This is a genomic window from Desulfotomaculum sp. 1211_IL3151 (assembly GCF_036763075.1).
GTDB lineage: Bacteria > Bacillota > Desulfotomaculia > Desulfotomaculales > Desulfotomaculaceae > Desulfotomaculum.
The window spans coordinates 147,490-163,721 of sequence record NZ_JBAIYV010000041.1 but is presented as its reverse complement, the minus strand read 5'-3'; the positions used below and the strand labels follow the sequence as shown (position 1 = coordinate 163,721).

The window sequence follows — 16,232 nt, the reverse complement described above, 5'->3', positions numbered from 1 at the left end:
CCTCCTAGAAAGTTTTGCTTTTTTCCTGTACTATCATCCTTAAAAATTTTATACTTTATGATAGTAAAAAAAAATAGCATTCCCTTTGTCATAAAATATTATGCCCCATCAAGGGCAGAGTTATGTCAAGAATATCTTTCCATAAGTTTACATTTTTAAAAAATTTGCTGCGGCCTTAATTAAATCAGGTGTTATAAACGCTTCCACAATTCCTGCAGCAGCAGAAATGCAACAGACCACCAACATCAAGACATGGTAGCCCAGGATACCCGACATCACTGGCAATTTTGAGTTGCCAAATCTCCTAATCAGTAACCAGGAAAAGGACAGTGCCGCCACACTGGCTAAAAAAACGGCTGGTATGAGTAAGATGTTCTGTGGAACAACTGAGGTTAAGGCGAGAATAACCCCTTCTCCCGCCTTTTCTTGGGTCAAAAAGGCTACCGTAAACCCTAATGAATAGCCTCGTGCAAACAAGAGTGCTAGGATAGCCGGAGTACCAATGACAGTTAGGCCAAGGATATAAATAATACCAATAAAGAATAAATTATTAAAAACAGTATTTTTCACAACCTGAGACCGATCTATCATCACATCATTGGCTTTGTTAACAAAATTATCCAGATACTGCGTTAGCTGACCCAAAGTCTCGGTCTGCAAAGCATGGACACCTAACCAACCAAAGGCAACCCCCGTGGCCAAAGCAGCAAATGCCAGCAAATAAATTGGCCAACTATTTTTTAGCGAAGACTTGCATAATTTCTCAAATGACCTAGCCATACCATCACCCCGCCATGTCCATTACTCTTGAGGATTTCTGTACATATTATGCGGGTCTGTCTGGTAAATAGTACTTACTTAAATAAGAAACCTGGCTGCTACGCCAGGGTGACAGGGTTGTTTAACCTCTATTTTGTATTACTTATTTAAAAAGCCATATTCAATAATTTTTTTCATAATATACTCTGCAGCAAGTACATCTTCCATCGAATTACCACTGGCAGCTACGATACAAATACCGGTATTGTGTTTGGCAGCCGCTTCTATGGCCCTCTGGGCCGCAGCTTCTGCCGGAGCGGCTCCTCTTTTTTTCATGGTTCTCGCCACCGTTCCAGTAATAACCTCTGGTGCCCCGGCATTTTGTGCAGCATCAAAGGCAACTCCACCGGTAGCAGTGGCAGCTACCACAACTTTATTCGTTAGACTGCAAATTTTTGCTGTTTCTGCCCCTAGATTAGGAATAATTGAAGTTACCTCAGCCCCCCCCTGGCGAACACCAGTCAGTAAGCGTGCAGCATTGTTCGCCCTCTCCTCATCGCTGCCTACCCTGGGCTCGGTTACCACAACCACACTGCTTGCAGCCTCTAAGGCCAGCCTAGCTGCTCTTCTGCCAATTGCTTCTGGGTCCAGGGGCACCGGCGGCCTCGCTGTATCCGGACTTGCTCCCAGTACTGCCAGGGCACCGGCATCAATGGCTGCTTCTAAGGTTGTAGACATATCAATAATATCCACCACCATAACCACCATCCCCTCCCGGGCAGCCTTTACCGCCCCACTGGCATTGGCACTCAGGGTGAGTAATTTCATAAATAACTCCCTTCAATTCGTCAAATATTCTTACCTGAACCGGGTACATAAAGCCGCTGCCCTTTTCATATACTGTCCCATAATGATAAGGAGGGACAAACATGTCACAACTTTATGTTTACTCGGATCGCATCTATTTTCTTTGCAAGGCCAAGGATTTATGTAAACTAATTCAGGAATATGCCAAGGAATATGGCACGGTGAAGAATTTGATTCGGGCAAAGTTGAATTGAGTGGGCCGTGTGCTAAATGGTTGGTCCTTCCGCTTTTTTGCATGTCTGCTTTAGGGGTCTCATCCCTTGTCAGCCTGGGCGGCAACGAAGGGCTGAGGGCTAACATACACTCCCGCCGCTCCAGCGGCTAGAAAAAACTCTGGATCTTGCTCCACAGAGCGTCCCATGGTCGTCACCTTAAGGCCATATTCCCGTAAAGACTCCAGGGCTGGCTGGGCATCAACAATGGCGATGTCGTGCTTCCGGCTGATATGACTGTCTTCCAGTTGTTTTAGAACCAATTCCATCTTATCTGGTGTCAGCTTCGGCAAGACAACGGTGGACCTGGTTAAAGCAATTTTCCCCAGGGCTGTACGGCTATGGTGGCTGATGCCCAGGTGCCGCTCACGTTTGTCAGCAAAGCTGATTCGGGGGATAGCAATGGGTCTGCCGCCGAGAATATTTACCGCATTAATAATTTCACCCTGTTCAACCCCGGTAAAACCATAGGGTGAGCCACTGCCTACAATTCCTGGTCCCATGGCCACAATGATTATGTCAGCCTTAGCCACTGCTTTACAAGCCAGTAAACCAGTGTAAATATTAATGGCTTCCAAATCTCCGCCAAAGGCATGGCCACAGGTAACGGTTTGATCGATAAGACCTTTGCCTTTAAGCTCTGCCACCAGCTTTGATAAATGGATGGGCAGTGCAGCACCGTCGGTCATCAAGTAGGCAACCCTTAACTTCCCCTGGGCTAGCTTCTTGATAGCTGCTGCCACTGGTGCCAACATGCTATGTAATGTACCAATAATGACAGGTGTTCCTGCCAAGGAATCTGCCTGCCTCATGACCTCAGCATAGGGGCTGTCCGGTTCTTCCACTGCAAGTACCTTGACCTGGCAGGGGCTGTAGCGCAGTTTCATGATATGGCCTTCATGAGAAATATCCCGATCGGTCTGAGACAAGTTTCCCATAACAAAATGAGCACCCCCAGTGCCCAACTTCTTATAAACAGCGGTGGTATTTAATAAAACCTCATCCCCAACCATTACCGGGCCGGTGAGGTTATCATAATTAATTGCCTTTTCCCTATTCCTCTCCACCGACACCAAAAGCTCCGTAATACCAGGTCTACGGGAAATAATATCATCAACCATACCCCTACGGACACGAATCAAAACAAATCCCCCTTCGTTTCGCCTTTCGCTATTTTCTATCGTAAGCACCTGGCCTGGACTTATTCAACAAATGGTGCCCGGTACCATTTGTTGAATAAATCCTATTGCTTTTTATCCAATTTCTTTGCAAGCTCTCGGATATTTATTTTAATCCTCTGAATATCTTGTTCCATTTTATCCAGGCGACTGTGTTCTGGATTCGCCCCGCCACTGCGCCGGACAACCTTGACGATAACTACAACCAGGACCACAAACAGTAAACTTAATACTAAAAAATTAAACAATTGAGCCAGCAGGGTTACATTATATCCCATGCCTTCCATAAAATCACTCCTATTAGCTTTCAGCCTTCGACTCAAGAGAACCGTCCCCTTGAGTCTCCCCCTAGTCTGACCATTTGCCTTTAGCTTTTGTCTTTGACTTAAGGATAACTACTAATGGCTAAAAGCTACTACCTCCTGGGCGGTTTTAATGATTTCTACGACATAGTTGGCGTTTTGGACTAAGTGTTCTTCGGTAATAAATTCTTCTGTGGTGTGTACCTTGGACATGCCAATACCAAGGTTGGCACAGGCTATACCCCGGCCGTTAAAGACGTTGGCATCACTGCCTCCGCCAGTCTGCCCCAGATGAGGTTTTATATCTGCATTTTCAGCAGCCTTGAGGGCAATCCGAACGGGTAAAGAGTCTGCAGCTAAATCGATGTGATCATATTGCTTAATAACCTCAATATCTACATGGGCTTCATAATGAGCCGCTGCTTTGGCAAACTCTTCTTTCATATGCTCAATTTGATCCTTTGCCTTAACAGGGTTTATGCTTCGGGCCTCTCCCTCAATCGTCACCTTTTCCGGTACAATATTGGTGGCCAGCCCACCGGAAATAGAACCTATGTTAGCCGTAGTTTCGTTATCAATACGGCCAAGCTTAAGCTTGGTAATGGCACTGGAGGCGACCACAATGGCATTAATCCCTTGTTCTGGGGCAATCCCCGCATGGGCAGCTTTACCCTTTACCGTTGCTTTAAAACTATACTGGGTAGGAGCCTTAACAATGATTTCTCCTGGGGCACCGCCGCTGTCCAAAACAAAGCCAAGTTTTGACTGGATCAAATCATAGTCCAACCCTTTGGCCCCTACCAACCCCATTTCTTCCGCTATGGTAAAGACTACCTCAATCCCACCATGCCTTAGCTGGTTTTCCTTGACAACCCTGAGGGCCTCTAAGATAGCTACAATCCCTGCTTTATCATCGGAGCCAAGAATGGTGTCACCCGAAGCAATAATCCTGCCATTTTCTCTTCTAGGTTGCACACCCTTGCCTGGTTTAACAGTATCCATATGGGCTGACAATAAAAGAAGTGGTCCCTTTCCCCCATTGGCCGGTAAAGTCCCGATAATATTGCCAGTGGTTTGACCAACCTCAATATAGGAACCAGCATTATCCTCCCGCACCTCAAGCCCTAGGTCTGTAAGTCTAGCCTTTAATAAATCCGCAAGCTGACGCTCTGCACCAGACTCACTATCTACCTGTACTAATTCCAAAAATTCATTAATAACCCGATCTGTATTTACCACTGAGGTCACCTCCAAATTTTACTACCACTGTCAACCAACTTAATACATCATAGAACCAAAGTCAAGAATAAGAGAGGAACAAGGAACCCCTCAACAACTCAGATTTATGATTAATTCCTCCCAAGCTGGTCTAAGAAATTTAACATTTTATTCCTCTCGATAACCTTTGTTAGGCTATACTTTTCGGTAAAAATATGAAAGGCAATGAGAAATAGTAAATAACCTATTTTAAGATTTTCAGGTAAAACCAGCACAGAGGTAATACCGATACTGGCACCCAGAGCATTCGAGCCTGTATCCCCCATCATTGCCCTTGCCTTAAGGTCACTGGGGAGATATGCCAGCAAGGCACCCGCCGTGATAACACCCCACACTAAATGATTTGCCGGCCAACTGGCTAAAAGCAGCATTCCCACTGCCAATAAATAGCCTTTGCCAGCTCTGCCCGGTCTCAGATCCAGTAAATTAATTGCATTAACAGATAGGGCAATAACCAGGGTATTGGTAATAACCTCAAGCCAATGGTTGCTGATATTTACGGCCACTACCAGGGACATGATACCCCCGGTGACCAGCTTAAGGCCACCCGTGGTTAATTCTCCCCGCAGCATTTTTTTCAAGTGACCCTTTAGTCCGCTATCAGCCCGGGAGCCAAAAATATCATCTGTCATGCCAAGTAAAGTCATGGAGCCAAGGACAAACAAATAAAGTAACCCACCAAGCTGGTAGGTATCTTCGTCAAGAAATATTAACACGCCAGTTGGTATAAGAGCACTTAAAAAAAATAAAAGTCCTACCCCAACTGGTATCTGATCCCCCCGAAAATTAGGCCGTACATATCCTGCCTCGGTAATCAATCTTAAGATACTCGTCAGGATCAGCCTGGCAATTATATATGTAATGAGCAAAGAAATAGCAAAATGGAAATATATCTCTTGAGTCATGGTACACCTCGTTTAGCTGTTAGCCATTCGCTTTTAGCTTTCGGGTGATGTCACGATGGTGACAGAGGATTTCTGCTCGAATTATGTCGACCCAAAGCCTAAAAAGTTAACCTTTTATAAGTATATCCAGGTAATGGTATTTTATTTCAGGCCATATTTAATTAGGCACCCGGTGAGAACCCTTGCTACGTGTACAAATTGCTTCCCTCGGTGCATAAAACCCTTTAAATCCCTGCCCGTTTCAGAATGGGACATTTGCGTGGGAACCTCCAAAACCCGAAAGCCGGCCCTGGCCACCTTTATGGTTAGGGCTACTTCAACGCCGTAACCCGAGGCAAAGGGAGTAACTGTTTCCAGTACCTGCCGTGTCATTGCCCTTTGACCGGATAAAGGGGCATTACTCTCCAGGCCAGTAAAGTACCGGATACCAGCGCGCGCCAAATTTTTTACCAGCCCAAACCCACCCTTCTTGCGAGCGCGGGGAAATTGGGCAATGGTCATATCTGCAGAATTATTTAATATAGGTATAATAAGGGCCCTGGCTTCACTGGAACTACTTCCCAGGTCACCATCTAAAAGGGCTACGATATCCCCGGTCACCTTGGTAATCCCTTCGTTTAGTGCACCGCCTTTACCCATATTGGGGGTTAACCTAATTACGGTGGCCCCTGACTGCTCTGCCAAATTTGCAGTTTCATCCGTGGACGCATCATCAACAACAATAATTTCCGATACCTCCGGAATTCTTTGAATCCCTTTTATGGTATCGGAAATTCTTTCACTTTCATTATGGGCTGGGATTACCACTGACACCTTGACCGGACTGGCCACTTCCTACACCTCCAGTTGACTCAAAGGGTGGTAGTAACTGTTTGGCAGTGGGCTTAACCCCGTAATGTCCCGGCTTTCCTGCGATGGCCATAACAAGGGCCAATTGACCTGGAACTGTTTCAACGTTATCCACCGTGCTGATTCTCTTTTTCTGATAAGATTTCATATAGGAAAAGCTTACATTGGTTTCTTCAACTCCAAAGACCGGGAGTTTTTGCTGTAAAAAGTAATCAATCATGGCGTAGTCTAAAATCTCTGTCTTAACCAACATTTGATCCTGACTTCCACCAATGAATATTATCCCATCGATTGGTACACCATAATCCCCGGACAATTTAAGCAAATCGACTTGTGCCAAAGTATTAAGCAAAGCCTGCTTTTCACCTGTTAAGATACCCTTGGCAGTTTCTGTCGATAGGTATTTTACAACTTTCTGATCGTCAATTTCTTTAAGATTAAATTCATTTATTAAACGGTCTTTTCTGCCAGTTAAATCAAAACCATCCATTACCGTTGTGACAGACTGTACCGTTGCGCCGGACATGGTTAGCGTGCTAATTATATCATCCAAGAAGCCATAACTATTGGTCTCAATGATAGCCAAACGCTTACCGGCTAATTTTCCAGCTACTAAGGGTGGTAATACCTGCTTCTCAAATTGTTTTTGGATATTATTATCGATCTCAAGATTATTGGCCCTGGCTTGTACAGCTTCATTTTTTTCTCTTAATTCCTCCAGTTGAACCTCTAAGCGATCCGCCAATTGTTTTTGACGTTCAACAATACCCTCATTCCCCAGTACCGCACTACCTACCAAAATGCCTATGCCCAAAGCAATAAATACAGCCACGAGGGAAGCAATATGGTAGCGATAATCAATCATCAAAGGATTTCCTGCCTCCTAAACTCCAAAGATTAAACGAACATTCAGCACCAGCAGCCTAAATAATTCCCTTGTGGGTGGGGCCATGGCAATGACCACTGTCAATGGAACGAGGCCCGCTAATAATATCTGGCCTACGTACTTCATTTTAACACGGCTTTTGTAAAGCTGACTAACCCCTTTCGCATCAACTAAAATATCTCCGACCTTTAATCGCACCAAAAAGGTACTCGACATGCCTTTACGGCCCTTCTCCAAAAAGTCTAACATATTTGAGTGGGTGCCCACTGCCACAATCAGTTCCGTACCCTTTTCATAGGCCAACATCATGGCAATATCTTCACTGGTTCCCGGAGCGGGAAAAACTTTAGCAGATAACCCAAGGTTATTTATTCTTTCCATGCCCGGTGCCCTGCCATCGGGATAGGCATGTACAACTAGCTCTGATCCACTGCAAAGTGCCTTGTCTGTGGTACTATCCATATCACCTATAATCAAGTCAGGCTTATAGCCAAACTCCAGCAATGCATCCGCCCCACCATCGACACCGATCAATAGGGGGTGAACTTCGTCAATATAGGATTTAATTGCATTTAAGTCTTGTTTATAATTGTGACCCCTAACAACAATCAGGGTGTGCCTGCCTTTAAAGGTGGTATTAACTTCAGGAATAAGTAATCCGCCACAAACAAAGTCCACTTCATTTTTAGCATAGTCCAAAGTATTATGAATAAAACGGGATAAAACCCGATCCATACGGCTTCGGGACTGTTCCATGTGCTCTTTAACTTGTTGGAGATATAAAGATACTCCTTCTGCTAAAATCTGCCCGCCTTGATAAACAATATCCCCCCGAATTTCTAATTCGTCCCCGTCTTGAACTCGTTCCATAATATCTTTCCCTACATTATCAATGATGGGAATACCAGCCTCAAGGAGTGTGATGGGACCTAAGTTAGGGTAATCATCGCTTAATGAAGGTTCGGCGTTTATAACAGCCTTCACCCTTGCAGCAATTAATGAATCCGCAGCTACCTTATCCAAATCATGGTGACAGATAACAGCTATTTCATTGGCATGAATTCTTTTAGCTAAATCCTTTGTTCGTTTATCTACTCTGGCGATTGCTTTAATATTCACTTACACAAATCACCACCTTAACACCTTCATTCTAATGTTATCAAATATTTAAGTCAAGTATATCAACTGGTATTTTATACCATTTATTTTCAATCCCATTCCCCTCTTAATTATTTACGTAAAACCATTGCCCTATCAAGGGGGTATCCATGGGACAAATAACCTATCCCCTTGTCCCACTAAAAAACACCTCTTAAGAGGTGTTTTTTAGCTTTTATCTTTTCTTAACTTACTTTACTCTCTATTCTAAGTTTATCTGCCACCATGGCAATAAACTCGGAATTCGTGGGTTTTCCACGTTCTAGGTTGATGGTGTAGCCGAAGAACTTGGTCATCATCTCAATGTTGCCGCGATCCCAGGCAAGTTCAATGGCATGACGGATGGCCCTTTCCACTCTGCTGGGGGTTGTTTGATACTTTTGGGCAATCATTGGATATAGTTCTTTTGTGACTGCCCCTAAAAGGCCAACCTCATTAATTACACATAATATGGCTTCTCTTAAATAATGATATCCCTTAATGTGAGCGGGCACTCCCATTTCATGAATAATGTTTGTAACCGCAACATCCAAATTACGAGGTTTACTAGGAGAAATATATTGTGCTACCTGCACGCCATCAGCAAGTTGGCGAATTCTAGTTGCCAACACGGCAAAATCAAAAGGTTTTAAAATATAATAATCTGCTCCTAATTCTACGGCCCGGGAAGTAACGCTTTCTTGTCCAAAGGCTGTTAACATAATTACCTTTGGTTTATGAGCAACTAAACCGGTTGATATTTTTTCTAAAACACCAATGCCATCTAAGTGGGGCATGATAATGTCCAAAACCATTACGTCTGGTGCTTGAGAATTAATTATTTCCAAGGCTTCCAGTCCATTGTTGGCAATCCCAACAAGTTCAAAATCGTCCTGCTGATTGATAAACTCCTTCAGCAATTCACAGAAATCCTTGTTATCATCAGCAATTAAAACCTTGATCGCCTTTCTCATCATAGTTTAAAACCCCGCCTCCTATTTTTTCTCTTTATTTTTCTATATATTGGAAATCTATTTCTGATGCTCTATTAGTTTCGACAGGCGGGGTATAAACTCCTTCTTAAAAAGGTAAAAATTTACTTTTTAGCTTAAATTGATTGATTTCGACAGAAATTTGGCTAAATTTTGTTATTTTGAGCATCTTAACAGGCTATAATGCTTCTCTCGTCATTTTTTTCATTTTTTCTTATACTAACATGTTTGGAAATGGCACCCGAATTATATAACATCCATTCCGCAAGGACCCCATAACCACGTGCCGGGTCGTTGACAAAAACATGCGTAACCGCACCGATTAGCTTATTGTCTTGAACGATCGGACTTCCTGACATTCCTTGGATGATCCCTCCGGTTTTCGCCAGAAGTCTGGGATCCGTAATTTTAATAATCATCCCTTTTCCCTCTGCCTTACCATTGGGAATAACTTGCTGCACTTCAATGCTAAACTTTTCAATTCTATTATTGTTAAGAACGGTATATATTTCAGCTGGGCCTTCCTGTATTTCTGCAGTCATAGCCACAGGAATGGCTCTTTTACTATAATTATTTTTAGGTTCCTGGTCCAAAATACCAAAGATACCACAGTTGGTATTCTTAATGATATTTCCTGAAATCCCCTCTTCTGCACTAAATACCCCTAACTTTTCTCCTGGTTGACCCTTTTTCCCCATTCTAATGCCCTCTATAGTGGCTCCCACTACTTTACCGCCGTTTAGGTTTATAGGCTGACAGGTATCTACATCGGTAATTATATGGCCCAGGGCACCATAGGATCGTGTTTCCGGGTGGTAGAAAGTCATTGTCCCCACCCCAGCCGTACTGTCTCTAACAAATAAACCTACTCGATAACGCTTTGTTTCATTACAGAAAATAGGGGTAATGGTTGCATTATAAGGCTTTTGGGTGTTCTTACTTTTTAGTATTAAAACCAGTGGTTTTCCTGTTTTACCCAAATTATTGATTTGATCCCGTACTTGTCCCTCCGTTTCTACTTTAACACCATTAATTTTTATTAAAATGTCCCCCAGTTTCACACCTGCTTCGGCCGCCGGATTGTGACGTTTTCCCTGCCCATCTATAATTGAAGACCTGCCAACCACCATAACACCTTCTGAATTCATCATAACTCCGATGGCTTGGCCACCCGGTATCACTTTAATCTCTGGTACAACACTGACCATCATTTCTCTAACCGGTATAAAACCAAATAACTTTACCTGTACTTTCAATTCCCCCGGTTTTGCTGCCACCGGTGCAGCTTGCCCTAAATAAAAAGCAGGCACTCCATCAATTTTAAATTCAAATTGATCGGTAAAAATTTTGGGTAGATTAAGCTGAAAATCAATCTTTTCTCCCACTGCTACCCGCTGCTGGGGCGGCAGATTTTGTACGACCTGGAACGGTAGCTGTAAACAAAGGCCCAAAAAGATAACCACCAGTAATACTGCTGGCAATTTCTGTTTCCGGTAGTCCAAGTACAGCCCCTCCTTTAATTTTCATTAGCAGGTTTTTTAAATCACCCCCGTGTATATGGCATGAATGGAAATTAAAGATATCTTGAAAAAAAGCTTAAAAATATTTGTAAGCTTAAGATAACCTCATAAAAATGCTTTTACTCATGGCTTTTTTGCCGAAAATTGCCGAATTCAATAAAATCATACCCTGAGATGCTATTTGAAAGTTTTGTTTACTTTTCCGTTTCATTAAAAAAACGGTTGCTTCTCGCAACCGTTTTCAATCATCCGCCTTCAGCCTTTTTATGTATATTATGGGTATGTTTACCAAGTAACCGAAGAAAACATTTTATATAAAAAGCTCCTTTGAGGATTGTTCGTTCTGGCTGATGGCTTTATTTCTTATAACTTGCCGACATTTTTAACATTTGTGCGGCATGATCCTTAACAGCGTCTGTTATTTCTCGTCCAGCCAGCATTCGGGATAATTCCTCCACTCTGCCTGCTTGATCAAGTTTCTCCACGGATGTTTTGGCATGCCCACCGACAACTGATTTGCTGATAAGATAGTGATTATCTGCAAAACAAGCCACCTGTGCGCCGTGGGTAACACAGATAACCTGCCTGCTTTGCCCAATTAAAGCTAGCTTTTCACCAATGGCCTGTAGTGCTTTACCACCCACTCCGGTATCTATTTCATCAAAGATCAGGGTGGGTACCTCATCCACTCCAGATAAAAGCACCTTTAGGCCTAACATGATTCGGGAGAGTTCACCGCCGGAGGCAATCTTTTGCAGAGGGCGCAAGGGTTCTCCCGGATTGGGTGCAATAAGAAACTCCACTTCTTCCAAGCCCTGAACCGTGATCCCCGTTTTTTCAGTGAAACCTACCCGAAAATCAATGCCGCTCATTTCTAAATGTTTTAATTCCTGTGCCACTTGGTGCTCTAACTGTTGGGCAGCTTCCTGCCGGAGCTTGCTAAGTTTTTTAGCATAGCTAAGCCACTGCTGCTCTAAGTTTTCAATAATATCCTTTAATTCCTCTGCCTGCTTGGTGCTGTCAGACACTTTTTCTATCTCTGTCCGTGCTGTTTCTTGATAGTCTAGTATTTCCTTTATGGAAGAACCATATTTATATTTCAATTGTTTGATTAAGGAAAGTCTGTTTTCAATTTGATCCAACCGTTCGGGGTTAAATTCCAGCTGATCACGATAGGAGGATATTTCTCTGGACACATCCTCCAACTGATAAAGAACCGCGTCTAAATTTTCTAATAGGCCGGTTAAACTATCGTCAATTTCCACCAGCTCCCTAAGGAAAACGGACGCTTTACCCACTGCATCCACCGCTGGGGTTAAAGTGGTCTCCCCACCATAAAGATAATCATAGATCTCCCCACTTAAGCGGGTAATTCTCTCAGCATTTATTAATAACCTACGTTCCGCAATCAGTTCTTCTTCTTCATCTTCCGTTAAATTGGCCTTGGCAATTTCCTTTGTTTGAAAGGATAACATATCCAACCTGCGGGCCAGTTCCCTAGCGTTTGTTGCCAGTTCCCTAGCCTCGGTGGTGGCTTTTTTCCACTGGCTATATCGGTTTTTTACTTCATCCAACTGATGAAGGGTCTTCTGGCCGCCCAGCCTGTCCAACAACCAACGGTGCTTTTCCTGGTTTAAAAGTGACTGCTGTTCATGTTGGCCTAACATATCAATTAAGCCGCTGCCTATTTCTCTATAAACCCCTAAATTAATAGGTCTGCCGTTAACTCTACAAGTATTCTTCCCATTGCGACTCAATTCCCGGGAGAGGATCAGTAAATTATCCTCCTCGTAATCGATACCCGCATCATCCAGTTTTTCTTTTAACCAGGATAGTCCTGCTAGATCAAAGGTAGCCTGAACAGTGGCCTTATCTCTGCCAGACCGGATAAAGTCCACGGATGCTCTACTACCCAGGGCAACCTGCAGGGCATCAATCAGCATTGACTTACCTGCTCCGGTTTCCCCGGTGATTACATTTAAACCACGCTCAAAATTAACCTCTACATCATCAATCAGAGCAAAATTTTTAATGTATAATGCTTGGAGCAAAGCTATCTACCCCCTTGCTAATTCAAGGAACCTCTGCACAACCTCTGGTGTTGCCTCTTTGGGTTTAACAATAATTAGGATGGTATCGTCCCCTGCCACTGTCCCAATAATTTGCGGCCAATGGGAATGATCAATGGCTGAGGCCATGCCCTGAGCTTCCCCTGGGGGTGTCTTCAGAATAATTAGGTTTTCGCTGGAGTTAATATCCGTCAGGGATAGACGAACCAACCTTTTTAACCGATCCTCGCCGCCTCTTCTAAGCACCGGTTCATCTGGCGAAGCATAATAGGAATTATTATTTTCACCAGGAATTTTCACCAGACTTAATTCTTTAATATCCCTGGATACGGTTGCTTGGGTCACTTCAAAGCCCTCCGCCCGCAATATGGCAGCCAGCTCTTCCTGGGTTTCAATCGCTCTTTCCCTTACTAATTCAAGTATTTTAGCCTGTCTTCTAGTTTTCACTTTTTTCCCCCGCCTTTTCGATAAAAATGACCCCTGGTGCTGAGGGAGGACTGTTAAATAGGGTCAATTTTAAAACCTTAAATTTTTGTGTATCCAACGTAGAGACCAGTTGTTCAATAGCCTCTTGCTCCTGTTGCCCCCCCGGGTGCCCTGGGTAGACAACAATAACGATTCTTCCCCTAGAAACAAGCAAGTTCAGTGTTTCATTCATCGCTCTCAGGGTTGTTTCTGTTTCTGTAATGATTTCATGATTGCCCCCGGGCAGATAACCTAGATTATAAATAGCTGCCTTAATGGGTTGCTTGATATATTTACCTATATTTTGGTGCCCATCCTGTATCAGCTCTATCCGCTGATCCAATACTCCGTGTGAAGCTAATCTTTCTTTGGTTCTTTGGATAGCCTGTGCTTGAATATCAAAGGCATAGACTTTACCTTGGCAGCCTACACTTTGGGCCAAGAATAAGGTATCATATCCGTTGCCCATGGTCCCATCCAGGGCTGTATCACCAGGGCCTAAGATTTCAGCTAAAAAATAGTGGCCTATTCTAGCTACCGCAAACCAATTAATCAAAACCGCTCTACCACTCCTTTAACTTTTCCCTAAGAACTTTAAAAAATCCTGTTTTTTCTATTTTTAGAAAGCGCGCTTTTATCGGAGCTTTCTTAATTAGTATCCGGTCTGATCCCTTTAAAGCTACACCATACTGCCCGTCTAAGTTTAGTCCCACATTCTCTATACAGGGCAACACCTTTATTTCAACGATGCTTTCTGGGGCTATCACCATCGGGCGGCTAGATAAGGAATGGGGGCAAATAGGCGTGATTGCGACAGCCTCCATATCCGGTGATATGATCGGTCCGCCTGCGGATAGGGAGTAGGCCGTGGAACCAGTGGGACTGGCTATAATCACGCCATCCGCTGCAAACATTCCTACAAATTCATTATTAACTAAAATATTGAGTTGAACCATGCGCGAGGAAGCACCTTTGGAGACAACCGCATCATTTAAGCAAAGAGCTTGCTCGATAACCCGGTCATCACGTATCAACCTAGTCTCTAACATCATTCTTTCTTCTATGTAATAATGTCCAGCAATTAAGGCCTGCAGCTTTTCCCTGAGGTCTGGGACATCGATTTCTGTCAAAAAACCCAAACGTCCCAAATTAACCCCAAAAATAGGGATGCCAGTGGATGCAGTTTGTCTCGCACAATTCAGCAGTGTCCCGTCGCCACCCCAAACCATAATGCAATCACAATGATTGCCCAGTTCCCGGGTTGGCATACCTTGTTCCGGACAGCCCAAAAGTGTTGCGCTTTCCTGATTGTATAAAACCTTTATCTGCTGCTCAGCCAGCCAGGAAATAACCTCCCGAACTGGTATTGACAAATCGCCCTTATTGCTGTTGACCACCAGTCCGATGGTGTTCAACTGATATTTCCCCCTTTTAACAAAATATAGGTTAAGAGTATGCCGGCACAAAAGGTAAGGAGGTATGGCATCGGCTTGATTCCCTTTGGGGAAGGAAAATCAATTTCAAATTCAAGCCGATATAGTTTTTTGTTATCCATATCCAAAACCAGAACCCCGTCAGGACGATAAATTAAAAAGTATTCCAGCAATTGCCTTCGTATCTCCGGTGAAACCGGCCTTTGAGCCGTTTCCCCCGTTTTTACATCCACCACAAAAATTTGTTTCCCTTTTTGTACAATTAGATCGGCCTTAATATAGCTTTGATGGGGCTTACCATTGACCTTTGTCACAACAGGTACCCGCTCCTGTACTGCCAGCACCGTATAGCCCTCTGCTTCTAAGTATTTCCTGGCAGCGCTCTCCGCTCTGCCTGCCTTTAACACTCTTCTTCTAGCAATATAGGATTGGCCTCGTTTAAGAAAATTATAAATGATGACAGCTCCAATAATGACGCCGATAATCAAAAAATCGCTAGGAAGCATCATAACACCTCCCATAGCTTCGGATGGTTACTCCCGTGTACCATGGGCACACTTTACAATTTCTTGGACCTTGGGTTCAATGAACTTGCCCTGTTGCCCCTTGGTAAAGTAGAGTAAGTACTCAATATTTCCTTCGGGACCGCGCACCGGGGAAAAGTCCAGACCCGCCACCTGCCAGCCTAAATCATGAACGATCCTGAGTATCTTTTCAATTACCTCCACATGGACAGCCGGGTCACGAACGACTCCCTTTTTGCCGACCCTCTCCCGGCCTGCCTCAAATTGCGGCTTAATCAAGGCAACTCCTTCTGTCATCGGTTCTGTTAGGAGGTCTACCCGGGGCAGCACCAATGCCAGTGAAATAAAAGATACATCGATGGTGGCAAAACTGGGCTTTTCCGGCAAGGCTTCCGGTTCTAGGTATCTAACATTGGTACGCTCCATACTAATTACTTTGGGGTCTGAGCGAAGCTTCCAGGCCAGTTGCCCATAGCCGACATCCACTGCATAAACCAAGCTGGCTCCATTTTGCAGGGCGCAATCAGTAAAACCCCCGGTGGATGCCCCGATATCAATGACGACTCGATCCTTTAAATCAATCTTAAACGCCTTGATCGCTTTTTCCAATTTGAGGCCGCCACGGCTAACATAGGGTAATTTATTGCCCTGTACTTGTACCTTAACCTCTGCTTTCACCGGATGACCCGGTTTATCTACCCGTTCCCCATCAACAAAAACGAGCCCGGCCATCACCGCGGCTCGGGCCTTTTCCCGACTGGGAAAAAAACCATTGTTTACGAGATAGACATCTAAACGTTCTCTGGTAACAGCCAAAGTAAAATTGCCTCCAATTTAATTTGCTAGCTTGAAAGAT

The 16,232-nt window shown here is 43.9% G+C and carries 18 protein-coding genes; 1 reads left to right on the top strand and 17 read right to left on the bottom strand.

The features are described from left to right. Positions 1 to 147: 147 nt before the first annotated feature. Both spoIIM and V6C11_RS11670 read right to left on the bottom strand, forming a co-directional pair. Entirely contained in the window at positions 148 to 780 is a 633-nt protein-coding gene (gene spoIIM, locus V6C11_RS11675; protein WP_333531338.1) for a stage II sporulation protein M, read from the bottom strand. Between the two features lie 138 nt (positions 781 to 918). Further along, a complete protein-coding gene (locus V6C11_RS11670) occupies positions 919 to 1,587 on the bottom strand; it encodes a hypothetical protein (protein ID WP_333531337.1) in 669 nt (222 codons plus the stop codon). Positions 1,588 to 1,688: 101 nt separating this feature from the next. Here V6C11_RS11670 and V6C11_RS11665 point away from each other — a divergent pair, with 101 nt between their 5' ends. Further along, entirely contained in the window at positions 1,689 to 1,820 is a 132-nt protein-coding gene (locus V6C11_RS11665) for a hypothetical protein (protein WP_333531336.1), read from the top strand. A gap of 59 nt (positions 1,821 to 1,879) precedes the next feature. Here the strand turns inward: V6C11_RS11665 and V6C11_RS11660 are convergent, their stop codons facing one another. From V6C11_RS11660 to V6C11_RS11590, 15 genes are all read right to left on the bottom strand, one after another. Next, a complete protein-coding gene (locus V6C11_RS11660; protein ID WP_333531335.1) occupies positions 1,880 to 2,980 on the bottom strand; it encodes a DUF3866 family protein in 1,101 nt (366 codons plus the stop codon). A gap of 101 nt (positions 2,981 to 3,081) precedes the next feature. Further along, on the bottom strand, positions 3,082 to 3,303 hold the full coding sequence (locus V6C11_RS11655) for a hypothetical protein (RefSeq protein WP_333531334.1): 222 nt from the start codon (positions 3,301 to 3,303) through the stop codon (positions 3,082 to 3,084). A 111-nt stretch (positions 3,304 to 3,414) separates the two neighbouring features. Beyond that, complete coding sequence (locus tag V6C11_RS11650; protein ID WP_333531333.1) at positions 3,415 to 4,557, bottom strand: M20/M25/M40 family metallo-hydrolase; 1,143 nt, start codon at positions 4,555 to 4,557, stop codon at positions 3,415 to 3,417. Positions 4,558 to 4,667: 110 nt separating this feature from the next. Beyond that, a complete protein-coding gene (locus tag V6C11_RS11645) occupies positions 4,668 to 5,501 on the bottom strand; it encodes a hypothetical protein (protein ID WP_333531332.1) in 834 nt (277 codons plus the stop codon). Between the two features lie 141 nt (positions 5,502 to 5,642). Next, the gene (locus V6C11_RS11640; RefSeq protein WP_333531331.1) at positions 5,643 to 6,332 is read right to left on the bottom strand and encodes a glycosyltransferase family 2 protein; all 690 of its coding nucleotides are present in this window, start codon (positions 6,330 to 6,332) and stop codon (positions 5,643 to 5,645) included. After that, positions 6,289 to 7,215, bottom strand: coding sequence for a copper transporter (locus V6C11_RS11635; RefSeq protein WP_333531372.1), 927 nt, complete (start codon positions 7,213 to 7,215; stop codon positions 6,289 to 6,291). Before V6C11_RS11635 ends, V6C11_RS11640 begins: the two co-directional genes overlap by 44 nt. 18 nt (positions 7,216 to 7,233) lie before the next feature. After that, positions 7,234 to 8,355, bottom strand: a complete 1,122-nt coding sequence (gene steA / locus V6C11_RS11630; protein WP_333531330.1) for a putative cytokinetic ring protein SteA — start codon at positions 8,353 to 8,355, stop codon at positions 7,234 to 7,236. Positions 8,356 to 8,579: 224 nt separating this feature from the next. Continuing rightward, positions 8,580 to 9,350, bottom strand: a complete 771-nt coding sequence (gene spo0A, locus V6C11_RS11625; RefSeq protein ID WP_333531329.1) for a sporulation transcription factor Spo0A — start codon at positions 9,348 to 9,350, stop codon at positions 8,580 to 8,582. Positions 9,351 to 9,535: 185 nt separating this feature from the next. Then, complete coding sequence (spoIVB, locus tag V6C11_RS11620; protein ID WP_333531328.1) at positions 9,536 to 10,867, bottom strand: SpoIVB peptidase; 1,332 nt, start codon at positions 10,865 to 10,867, stop codon at positions 9,536 to 9,538. Between the two features lie 374 nt (positions 10,868 to 11,241). Then, on the bottom strand, positions 11,242 to 12,936 hold the full coding sequence (gene recN / locus V6C11_RS11615; RefSeq protein ID WP_333531327.1) for a DNA repair protein RecN: 1,695 nt from the start codon (positions 12,934 to 12,936) through the stop codon (positions 11,242 to 11,244). 6 nt (positions 12,937 to 12,942) lie between these two features. Next, complete coding sequence (argR, locus tag V6C11_RS11610; RefSeq protein WP_333531326.1) at positions 12,943 to 13,401, bottom strand: arginine repressor; 459 nt, start codon at positions 13,399 to 13,401, stop codon at positions 12,943 to 12,945. Next, a complete protein-coding gene (locus tag V6C11_RS11605) occupies positions 13,391 to 13,975 on the bottom strand; it encodes a class I SAM-dependent methyltransferase (protein ID WP_333531325.1) in 585 nt (194 codons plus the stop codon). Before V6C11_RS11605 ends, argR begins: the two co-directional genes overlap by 11 nt. 7 nt (positions 13,976 to 13,982) lie before the next feature. Beyond that, positions 13,983 to 14,834 (bottom strand): NAD(+)/NADH kinase, encoded by an 852-nt coding sequence (locus V6C11_RS11600; protein WP_333531324.1) that lies wholly within the window; start codon positions 14,832 to 14,834, stop codon positions 13,983 to 13,985. Beyond that, on the bottom strand, positions 14,831 to 15,358 hold the full coding sequence (locus V6C11_RS11595; protein WP_333531323.1) for a hypothetical protein: 528 nt from the start codon (positions 15,356 to 15,358) through the stop codon (positions 14,831 to 14,833). The genes V6C11_RS11600 and V6C11_RS11595 overlap by 4 nt, the downstream gene beginning before the upstream one ends. 27 nt (positions 15,359 to 15,385) lie before the next feature. Then, positions 15,386 to 16,192, bottom strand: coding sequence for a TlyA family RNA methyltransferase (locus V6C11_RS11590; RefSeq protein ID WP_333531322.1), 807 nt, complete (start codon positions 16,190 to 16,192; stop codon positions 15,386 to 15,388). Positions 16,193 to 16,232: the final 40 nt, after the last annotated feature.